General features: G+C 69.3%; 7 protein-coding genes and 1 pseudogene. 2 read left to right on the top strand and 6 right to left on the bottom strand.

Going from position 1 to position 9,645, the window contains the following annotated elements; translation table 11 throughout:
- The 5 genes and pseudogenes from HW445_RS09440 to mobF form a co-directional block, all read right to left on the bottom strand.
- Positions 1 to 234, bottom strand: a pseudogene (locus HW445_RS09440) (hypothetical protein); the annotation flags it as partial.
- 213 nt (positions 235 to 447) lie between these two features.
- Positions 448 to 1,152, bottom strand: a complete 705-nt coding sequence (locus HW445_RS09435) for a hypothetical protein (RefSeq protein ID WP_180220579.1) — start codon at positions 1,150 to 1,152, stop codon at positions 448 to 450.
- 121 nt (positions 1,153 to 1,273) lie between these two features.
- Positions 1,274 to 1,729, bottom strand: coding sequence for a lactococcin 972 family bacteriocin (locus tag HW445_RS34255; RefSeq protein ID WP_308798729.1), 456 nt, complete (start codon positions 1,727 to 1,729; stop codon positions 1,274 to 1,276).
- A 733-nt stretch (positions 1,730 to 2,462) separates the two neighbouring features.
- The gene (locus HW445_RS09425) at positions 2,463 to 2,645 is read right to left on the bottom strand and encodes a hypothetical protein (RefSeq protein WP_180220577.1); all 183 of its coding nucleotides are present in this window, start codon (positions 2,643 to 2,645) and stop codon (positions 2,463 to 2,465) included.
- A 678-nt stretch (positions 2,646 to 3,323) separates the two neighbouring features.
- Entirely contained in the window at positions 3,324 to 7,445 is a 4,122-nt protein-coding gene (gene mobF / locus HW445_RS34250) for a MobF family relaxase (protein WP_180220576.1), read from the bottom strand.
- 306 nt (positions 7,446 to 7,751) lie between these two features.
- Here mobF and HW445_RS09415 point away from each other — a divergent pair, with 306 nt between their 5' ends.
- Positions 7,752 to 8,375 carry a hypothetical protein gene (locus tag HW445_RS09415; protein ID WP_180220575.1) on the top strand — a complete coding sequence of 208 codons (624 nt, stop codon included), beginning with the start codon at positions 7,752 to 7,754 and terminating at the stop codon, positions 8,373 to 8,375.
- 277 nt (positions 8,376 to 8,652) lie between these two features.
- Here the strand turns inward: HW445_RS09415 and HW445_RS09410 are convergent, their stop codons facing one another.
- On the bottom strand, positions 8,653 to 8,823 hold the full coding sequence (locus HW445_RS09410) for a hypothetical protein (protein ID WP_180220574.1): 171 nt from the start codon (positions 8,821 to 8,823) through the stop codon (positions 8,653 to 8,655).
- Between the two features lie 382 nt (positions 8,824 to 9,205).
- Between HW445_RS09410 and HW445_RS09405 the strand changes: the two genes are divergently transcribed.
- Positions 9,206 to 9,343 (top strand): hypothetical protein, encoded by a 138-nt coding sequence (locus HW445_RS09405; protein WP_180220573.1) that lies wholly within the window; start codon positions 9,206 to 9,208, stop codon positions 9,341 to 9,343.
- The last annotated feature ends 302 nt before the right edge of the window (positions 9,344 to 9,645 follow it).

The raw sequence follows: 9,645 nt of genomic DNA, 5'->3' as shown, positions 1-9,645 counted from the left end.
GGCTGTGCACCAGGTGGCGAACGCCCGGCGGTCGGCGGCGTAGGCGCGGCGGGTGGACGCGGCGACACTCGCCTTGATGGCGGCGGCGGTCTCGGCGGACAGCTCCCGGTCCCGACCCGCCGGAACGGCCACCGCCGCGGCGGCGCTGTCCTCCACGAGCTCGGCGTCGACGACGTCGTCCTCGGTGAGGGGCGCGGGCGGTACGGGGGCGATCGGGAACGGGCGACGGTCCATGTGACGCTTCCTCACTTCTGGCTCTTGAGAAGGAACATTATCAAGAGCCAGAACAGGCTGATCGGAAATCCGACCGCGAGGAGACCCGCAGGACATCAGTACAGAGCTTGGATGCGCGGTGCACAGGCACTCAGAGCGGCCGGCCGCTCTGAGTGCCTGTGCACAAGCCGCACGTTGAGAAACCGGCACACGGCTGCATGCTGCGGCTGACGCTCAGCCACGAGCGTCACGGGTGGAGTGCTGCAGGGCGTCAACGTCCTGCAGCAACGCGTTGGCCTCCGCATGTTGGTATGGCCGACCGCGGCGGACGCGCCATCTCCACACCGTGTGACCGATGAGAGCCACGACAGCTACCACCGAAAGGAAACGGATTACGCTCCACGTCAGACCCACCAGTGGAACCTGCAGGTCAGCCTCTGCCCGCAATCGCATGGTGGTCTCGAAAATGGCGATCGCTGGAATGACCATGCGGAACGGGAGCCCGGCGAAACCGGGAGTTCGCGCGAGGTTTCCCATGAGTCCGACGGGTCCACCGAGCAGGAAAGCCGCTACACTCCAAAGAATGATCTTGGACGCTGTTTCCTCTATGGGTCCGCCCGAGAGGACCTGTCCGCCCCCAGCGGCTGGGCTCAGATACTTGAGGAGATAGTAGAGGGCTACTCCAACGGTCAATGCCGAAGCGGCCAGTATTGCGGACCCGGTCTTGGAGCGGCGGGAGTAGCCCACCAGGAAGGCGAAGCAGGCCCACGACCATCCGCCGGAGAAGACGATAGCTACAGCGTGGGCGATTGGGTGGTCGCTTTTATCGGCCAAGGGGCCGGTAACGCCGAGAATCGCGCCTGCCCCGAAGGGTGTCATGATAGAAGCCGCGCGGGCCCATGGAAAATGCGTGATCGCCCTCTCCTGTTCTCTGCTCATGGCCAATCGTGCAGCATGCACCGCTGGGGTCGCTGCACCGGCAGCGACCCCAGCGGCGGCGCGCATCCTCCGCCCGACACCTCGCGGTTGGGCGTGGTTCGCGGGCGCAGAGATGTGCAGGCTAGTACTTGGAGTACCAGGCGTAGCACACGTAGCCAGCGCCTGCGGTCCGGTTGGCATTGGAGGTATCGCCCGCAGGCACGATGTCCTTGACGCTGTGGTTGGCGATCTTCACCGTCGAACCGTGTTCCACGGTGAGGTGGTAGTAGTTCGAGTAGCAGTACTTGCCACCCGTGGTGAGGTACCAGCCGTAGCTCCACTGCCCGCCGCCGACGTTCTCTATAACCATCGGGCGTACGCCTCCGGTCGAGTCGTCCATCGGTATTTCCGCGACGCCCCATTCCGTGGGGTTGCCCAGATGCGCCGGCGGCTTGGTCCCGTCGCCGCGGGTGTGGATGGTGACCTTGACGCCATTGCTGAATTGTGCGGTGTCGGCACTGGCGGGCGCAGTGGTGAGGCAGGCAGCTAAGGCTGCGCCTGCAGCGGCGAAAGCAAATGATCTACCGGAGAACTTCACGATACCCCTCCCTTGTCCCCCTCGTGGGGATCGCAGAGATCTTCGATAGCTCAACACTTTCATGTAAAGCGGATTCCTATCAGTTGGCCGAGAATCACACTGGGTCAACGCATGTTTCAATGTCCGATATATCCGCACTCGGCCCGGCGGTCACATGTGGTCCTAACGGGATGTTTGGACGCACTTGCGTACTCGTGGAGCTGCCCACCGGTCGATTCCCTCCGCCCGATCCGGTGGCTGATATGACCTGCGGCTCCGAACCCGCTTCGCGCCCGGCCTGGAGCCCGTCCGACTACGTACGGCACCGACCAAACTGCCGGGCCACCGCGCTCTACAGCCCGATGCCCCGCACCGGCCGTCCCGCAGCAGCAGGAACGGCTGGCCAGCACCATCACGGTCCGCCAAGCGGCCACCCGCATGTTCGGCCTGGACCGCATGTAGGGCGATGCCGCGGGGCTGGCGCAGTCTGAACAACTTCATGAACACCCCAGGCAGGGCGTCCCACCGGCCGCCCAGGAGGCCAGCTGGCGTTCGCTCAACGACCGTTTGATGAACGGCCTGTTCTGGGCGCACGCGCACGTGGACCTACGCAAGTCGCGCAAGAACCCGGCGATACGCCCGACTTCGTCCGCCTTACGCGCGCGCCCGCGTAGGGGGGTCCAGAAATTCCAGAATCCCGACCGCGCCCGCCGGCACACCCGTCGACGCCGGGTCGGTCAGCCGTGGTGCCCGCTCACAGCTCCTCCGGCCTCAGGTCCCTGACCCACGTCCACCGGCCGGTGTCGTCGGGGGCGTACATGCTGCGGCCGCTGAACTGGCTGCGGTCGCTGATGATCGCGATCCACGGGTCCGGGTCGTCCTGGTCGACGGGCACGCGCTGTCCGTCCAGCGGCCCGCCGTGCAGCTCCACGTACATGCCAGTCACCTTGGCATGACGCGCGCGTGCGCGTAGGGCGGTCGCATTAGTCGCACGTTCGTTTGCCCGGGGTGAGATCGATGCCCCGCAAGTGTCGGCGTTCGCTCTATGCTGGGTTTCGCGACGAACCAGGGCCTCCTGATTCTCCATCACCGACCTCTTCGCCGGGGGTGGAGGGCTTGGCGGGTGGTCCGTCAGGTCCGGCTATCGGGCCTTGGAGGTCGCGATGAAGGACACGAGCGATCGTTCTGGCGAGGACGACCGAGAAGACCAGGAGGGTGGAGGTCAGTCCGAAGAGGGCTGTACTTGCCCCCATGCTCAGGAGGACCAACGGTCCGGCTGGCAGGTCCTGGTCGATGCGGCGCCCTTGGCAGCGATCATCGTGGACGTAGTGAAGCTGATCATCGGAGGATGATCAGCGGAGACGGTCGGCAGACGGTGCGGGCGCAAAAGAGCCCGACCGCAAGGTGGACGGCCGGGCTCTAACGCTACGGATGGAGAAGGCTCTGTCTCGGGTCTCGACCCCCGAGATGGGGCCTTCTTCTGTCTGGCGATCTTTCACGGAACGTCAGGTCCATCCGTGTCGATACTAGTCTCCTAAGCAACTTTTCCATACCCGGAACCCCCGGCCTGGGTACATTTTCACCGCGTTCAAAGGGCGCTTCCCCTACACCCTGGCTACAGCCCCATCCCTCTGCCCCGTGACGGCGCCGGAGGCTCGTACCGGCTGCTCGCGGCCTGGTTCTGCTGCCGGATCTGTTCGGCCTGCCGGTGCTGCTGCTCGGCGATGTGCGTCGCGCGGGCCTTGGCCTCCATGCGGTAGCCGAGGGGCGAGGTCTCGCGCAGGGTCTGCCGGATGCCCTGCTCCTTACGGACGAGCGCGGCGGCCTCCCTCCAGTCGCGGGCGTCAGCCGCGGCCTTCGTCGCCTCACCGTTGGCGGCACCGAGCTGCCGGAGGTCGCGGACGTCCTTCGCCTGGGCCCGCTGGGGCAGGAGCCTGCGCATCTCCTGAACTCGCCGCTCCACTGCCTCCAGGTCGCGGGGCGGGTGGCCCTCACCGGCGCCCAGGCTGCGGCCGTGCTCGGAGTCGGCGAGGTTCTTCCACGCCTCCCGTGTGGCATCCGAGTAGAGGCGGGCGGCCTTGTCGCGGGCTTCCTCGGCTGCGATACGGAGGGCGACAAGGTCGTCGAGGTCCCGTTGGACGGCTCCCTTGGTGGTGAGGGAGAGGAGGAGCCGGACGTGGCCGGTCTTCCGGACCCGTTCCATGTGGGCGATCTGGGAGCGCAGCGACGCCGCGGTCTTGCCGGCGGTCTCGGCGTCAGTGGACGCCTCCCGGGCCCGAGCCACCAGTTCCTCGGATCGGGCGAGGACCTTGTCGGCTGCGGCGGCCCACTTCTGCCCGCGGGTGGCTCCCTCGGCGCGTTCCTGGGCGAGCCGCTCGGCGAGCTGCCGGTGGCGTTCCTGCGCTTCCTGGGCGGTGCGGTCGCACGTCTCGGCGAGGTCCAGGTACCGGGCGGCCGTCTGGCGCAGGCCGACGTCGCTGAGGTCTCCGTACGGGCGCTCGCGCCACGGCCGGGTGCGCTCAGGGTCCTGTTCCTGGCCCTGCTGGCGTGCCTGCCGGGCCGCCTCGGCGGCCTGCTCCCACCGGCGCCTCGTCTCCCACGTCGACCGCGAGCGGGCGGCGCTGCCGGAGACGGCGCGGCTCATGTCGTCGCGGGCGTCCCGCGCCGCACGCAGGGCGGCCTCGGTCTCCTCCCGGGACGGGACGCGGTCGACCTGCCGGGGCACCGTGACGGGCTCCGGAGCGGCGCGCAGCTCGTCGGAGACCATGCCGTCAGGCCTCGACTGCCCGAGGAAGTCCGCGAAGGCGCGCACGGCGCGCTGCAGGCGCTCCGTCTCCGAGCGGGCGGCACCGAGGGCGGCCTGGGTGCGCTCGTCCTCGACGACGGCCAGGGGGAGCCACAGGTGGTTCGCCGCGCGGCCGCGTGTGAGGCCCGGGTAGGTCGCGTAGGCGTTGCAGCCGTGCCCGTACAGCAGGCTGGTGTGGCAGGTCATGCCCTGGCTCGCCGCGACCGTCATCGCGTAGCCCAGGGAGAGCGCGCCAGCGGCGACGTCGTCCGGGGTGAACCACGCCGAGACCAGGTTCGTCCCGCTGCCCTGCGAGTTCTTGGCCCGCCAGGTGACCTCGACGCGGTGCGCGTCGTCGATCGCGGTGATGGTGCCCCGGTAGCCGTTGAGGACGTCGGGTCCCTGCCCGCGCCTGCTGCGGTAGTCGTTGACGCGGACGCGGACGACGTCGCCCTCGGCGAGCGTCAGCGTCGCCCCGCCGGGGAGGGCGTAGGTGTGCTCGGTGCCGAGTTCGCCGGCAGCACGGCGGATCTGCTGGGCACCCGCGTTGAGGAGGTCGACGTCGCCGTTGCGGGCGGCGAGCACGACCAGGTGCTCGAGGAGGTCCAGCTCCTGCGGCCACTGCCGCCTCAGCTCGTCCCACGTCATCAGCATCTCGGAGCGCGCGTCGTCGGCGGTCTCCACGGCGTGGACGCGGCCGCCGGCGGCGAGCAGCTCCAGCGCCTGGTGGTGGTCGCCGGTCCGCCACACCTCCAGCGCCGCCCGCTCCGACTCGTCGAGCTGGCGGCGGTTCTCCGTGAGGGTGAGCCCGTCGACCAGGCGGTGCACCTCGGCGAACCAACCGCCGATCCCGACGGCCTGGAGCTGCAGCGGGTCGCCGATCGCGATGACCTGCGTCCCCGTACGAGCCGCCTCCGTCAGCAGCTTCGCCGCGGACCGGTCGTCCGTCATCGTCGCCTCGTCGACCACCAGGACGTCGACACCGGTCAGCCCTTCACCCGAGTCGATGCGCTGCAGCCACGCGGCAACGGTCCTCGAGGGGATCGCGGACGCCTCCTGCAGACCCTGGGCGCCGACAGCCGACAAGCAGGCCCCGGCGTAGGTGGTGCCGGTGGCGTCCCACGCGATCCGGCACGCGTCCATCAGCGTGCTCTTGCCCGCGCCGGCGACACCGACGACCGCGTCGATCCCGTGCCCGGCGGTCAGCAGCCGGGTGACCACCTCGCGCTGCTGGGCGGACAGCTCGAACCCGGCCGCCACCGCGAACACCGACATGGCGGCCGCCGCCTGGTCCTCGGTCAGCTTCACCGTGCCGTCGCCGAAGCGCGCTTGGGCCTGGGTGACGGCGACGTCCTCGGCGTCCAAGACGTCGCGCGTGGTGTAGCGGGCGGTCGACGACATCACCGTGGACCCGGTGTCCAGCAGCGCCACCGCGTACCCGTCGACCCGAAGCACGTCGTCGACGAGCCGCTCCAGGTCGCGGGCCTCGGGACCGATCCCATCGGGCAGGGCGTTGGCGACGGCGGCCAGCAGCTCCGCACGGCTGAAGGACTTCTTCGACGCGGTGACGCCGGTCTCCGGGTGGAAGACCACCGCGGCGACGTCGCCGGGCGGGATGCGCGGACCGGGCGGGCCGTCAATCCCGGCACCGCCCTGCGGACCGTCTGGCCCGGGCGCGGCCGCGGCCACCATCGCGTCGACATCGACGCCGGCAGTCTCGGCGCGCTGCCGCCAGCTCTCCCGCATCCCCGCCGCATCGGCGGCGTGCTTGGCCCGGCGGGTCTCGGCGGACACCCGCAGCCTGTCGGCGAGCGTGGCCTCCTCTCCGGCCTGCTCGTCGACCAGGGCGGCGCGGCGGGAGAACCGGTCGCGCAGCTGCTCGGGGATCCCGTCGACCTCCCACGCGCGGGACGCCTCTGCCTGGGTCCGCCGTACACCGAACCGCTCGGCGGTCAGGGCTCGGACGCGAGCCTTGAAGAACGCGTCGGCGGCCGACGCGTGCCGGTAGAGGTCGCGGCCGGAGTTCGCGATCGACCTCCACTCGCCGTCCTCGCAGAGCCCCATGTTGGCGACGACGACGTGCAGGTGCAGGTGCGGGTCACCGGGCTGGCCGTCGCCCATCGGCCGCGCGGCACGGTGTTCCACGGACCAGCCGAGGAGGCCGCCGGTGGCGAGCCGGACCGGGGCCGCGTCCTCCGAGCCGACCGCGTAGCCGATCCAGCCCTCGAGCGCCCGGAGCGTCTCGTCCTTCGCCTGGTGGACCAGCGCGCGGTACGTCTTCTCGTCGGCCTCGCTCATCAGCCCGGCCAGCAGGCTGTCGGACTTGGGGAGGTCCAGGACGAGGTCCCAGCCGCGCACCCGGCTGTCGATGCGCATGTCCTTGTGCGCCCACGCCGTCGCCAGCTCGCTCTCGCCGTAGACGTCCGTCAGGTCGACGCCGGCAGCACGGGCGAGCTTGTGGAGGGTCTGCACCGGGAGCCGCTGGGCCTCGCCCTTCTTCTCCACCATGCGCTGCTGCTGCTGCATCTTCGACAGCTGGTAGGGCTTGCCGTCGAACAGCGCCTCCAGGTCGACGGCCTCCTCGGCGGCGCGGGCCTCGATGGCGCGCAGGACCGGGGCAACGGTGAGGGTGGCCCGCCGGTCCGCGCGGACCGAGGTCTTGCTCTTGATGAGTCGGGCGCCGGTCTGCGGGTGCGCACCCTTCATCAATCGCTTCGCCGCGGCTTCGCCTTCGGCGTTCAGCGCCGCGCCGGCCATCAGGCCGACGTCGTCCAGGCCCGAGCCGACCCACACGAGAACGCCGTCGGCGTCGGCCGCCAGGCGGTAGTCGACGACCTGGTCGGCGGGTGCGTCGATCTCGGCTTCGGCATCGTCGACGACGCCGCACCCGGCCTGCCGACCGAGGCGGTAGTCGACCTGCTCGTCCGCCCGGATCTCCGTCACCCACGCCACCCGGCAGCCTCCCTCATGCCGCCCGCGCGGCGTCCTTCCCGGCCTCGGCCGGGGTTACCCGACTGGGTAACCCCCTTTGTCCATGCCTCTTGTTTGATCATGGACCGGAGTCCAGCGGATCATGACTGTAAACCCGGATTGCCGGTCACCCAAGACGCCGACTGGCGGTTGTCATCGGGGAGGAGATGCGGCCTCAGAAACGCGTGCCGTGGGACGGCCCGGGAGCCCGGGCGGGTGACACTCCCGCGCTTCCCCGTCTGCTGGAAATGCCGGCCACTAGGCTCCCGCCCGAGCAAGGAGGCTCCGTTGACCAAGCGCCGCCGCGGCCGCACCGGCCAGACCTTCACCGCCACGCCCCGACTGGTCTCCTACGACCGGCCGCCCGCCTCCGAGGTGACGGTCGTAAAGGCAGACGGCAGCGTCGAGACGCAGCCCGCGAAAGCGCCGGTGAAGGCCACGCTCGGGCCTCGGCGGCAGCGCCGGACGGGTCCTCTCGTGTGTGCTGTCTGCGGGTACTCGATCCAGGGCCAGGTCACCACCAGCACCGAGCAGGGCAGCCATGGAAAACCCGCGCACCCCACATGCCTGAAGCCGAAGAGGCCCAAGGCGAAGAAGCCTGCGGGCGAGCGGCCTGCACTGGGCGAACCACAGCGCGTGCCGGAGCCGGTGGCGAAGAAGCCGGTGCGCGATCCAGGAGCGGTTCCGCGGGCGCGAGGCGGCAGCGGCAGCCCCACCAAGAGCCCGAACGCCAAGGCCGTGCCCGCCCGCGAGTGGACGAAGGTGACGTGTCCTCGCTGCAAGGCGGCCCCGGGCACCCCGTGCACGGTCCGCAGCCGCACCGGCAAGACAGTCACCTCGACGGTTCCTCACCAGGAGCGGCCGCAGGTCGTCCGCCGCGCGTGGGCAGCCCAGCAGAAGACTCGGACCTGACGACCGGAGAGGAGAGGACCTCAGCCACAGCGAGGAACCCCGACGGCGAGTGCGCCAGCAGCCCGCGTGCGGAGCTACCTCAGCCCCGTGCCGGAGGGGACCACCCCGAAACGAAAAATGCCCCGCTGCCCAAGCACTGGGCTCGGGCAGCGGGGCCATGGGGCTGTGGGCTGGTCGGTCAGGAGCAGGTGGTCATCAGCTCGTCGGCCCGGGCGAGCAGGTCCTCGGCGGCGGGGGGAAGCATCGGTGGATTGCCCTCCAGGAGGACGGCCACCACCTAGTGCTCGCCGCCAGTCCCGGCGTGTGCCTCGGCAAGCACATGCGCCTGCAGCTTGCCGCGCGGGCAACGGCGAACCTTCGGCGCCACCAGCAGCTCACCCGTCAGCGGATGCCGGACCTCCATCAGCAGCCGCACCTGCTCCTTGTCGACGGAAGTCCCGACGGCCACCCAAACCCCGCCTCGGCGAACTCACGGCGCAGCTCGTCGGTGGCGTCGTCGGTGATGCGGGCGAGCGCAGCCGGCCGTGCCCTGCAGGTCGGTCCTCAGCAGTAGCCGGTGACCGTGCTCCTGCCTGATCTTGCGGCTCCGTTCACGGCTGGGCGGACAAGCCTCGGTCACCTTCATCAGGAAGGCCACACGATCACCAGAAAAACGGAATCCAATGGATTGCACAAAACCTCTCCATCACCCGATCGCCAGACGGCACGCACCCTCCCCTAACCCTGCCTTGAGGACTAGGAGAGGGCTCTTTACGCACTCGCGTCTCTGCTAACGTTCAAATCACCCCAAGGACGGGGCAAGTCAGAAATCATTCGAAGAGGAGGTGAAGATGTCCGGCTTGGAAAGCTCGTCCGAGCAGTCCGCGCCGGGCCGCTCCAAGCGCAAGCGCGCCGCTGAGACGGTCACCCTGATCACCTGCATCCTGCAGGCCGTGTACTGGGGACTCAAGCTCACTGGAGTGCTCTAAAAGAGCAGGTGGGCCCAGCTGTTGGCGCAGCCGGACCCACCAAGGCCCATGTGTCCGGGCCCCACGCCCTCCCTTACACCGGGAGCGTGGGGCCCACTTTTATGTTTGGGCCCTGCGATCGCTACGCATTTTCGCGGCGATCTCACATCAGGATACACCCCCTCCCATTAACCGGAAAGATGGGAAGCAAAGCAGAAACTCCCGAAAAACCTAAAGACAGAATCCACTAAGTGCTTTCCTATGCTCCAAAAACAGATCCCGCCATCCGTAAACCATCGGCCCTACCATCCCTTGCTTCAGCT

The sequence above is a fragment of the Streptomyces sp. UH6 genome (assembly GCF_013421635.1).
In the GTDB taxonomy this organism is placed as follows: domain Bacteria; phylum Actinomycetota; class Actinomycetes; order Streptomycetales; family Streptomycetaceae; genus Streptomyces; species Streptomyces abyssomicinicus.
Note: the sequence above shows the minus strand (reverse complement) of the source record. Positions and strands in the feature narration are given on the sequence as shown.

Excerpts from the sequence above, each read along its gene's own strand:
- HW445_RS09425 (WP_180220577.1), bottom strand. The coding sequence starts at position 2,645 with ATGTACGTGGAGCTGCACGGCGGGCCGCTGGACGGACAGCGCGTGCCC.
- HW445_RS09435 (WP_180220579.1), bottom strand. The coding sequence starts at position 1,152 with ATGAGCAGAGAACAGGAGAGGGCGATCACGCATTTTCCATGGGCCCGC.
- HW445_RS09405 (WP_180220573.1), top strand. The coding sequence starts at position 9,206 with ATGTCCGGCTTGGAAAGCTCGTCCGAGCAGTCCGCGCCGGGCCGCTCC.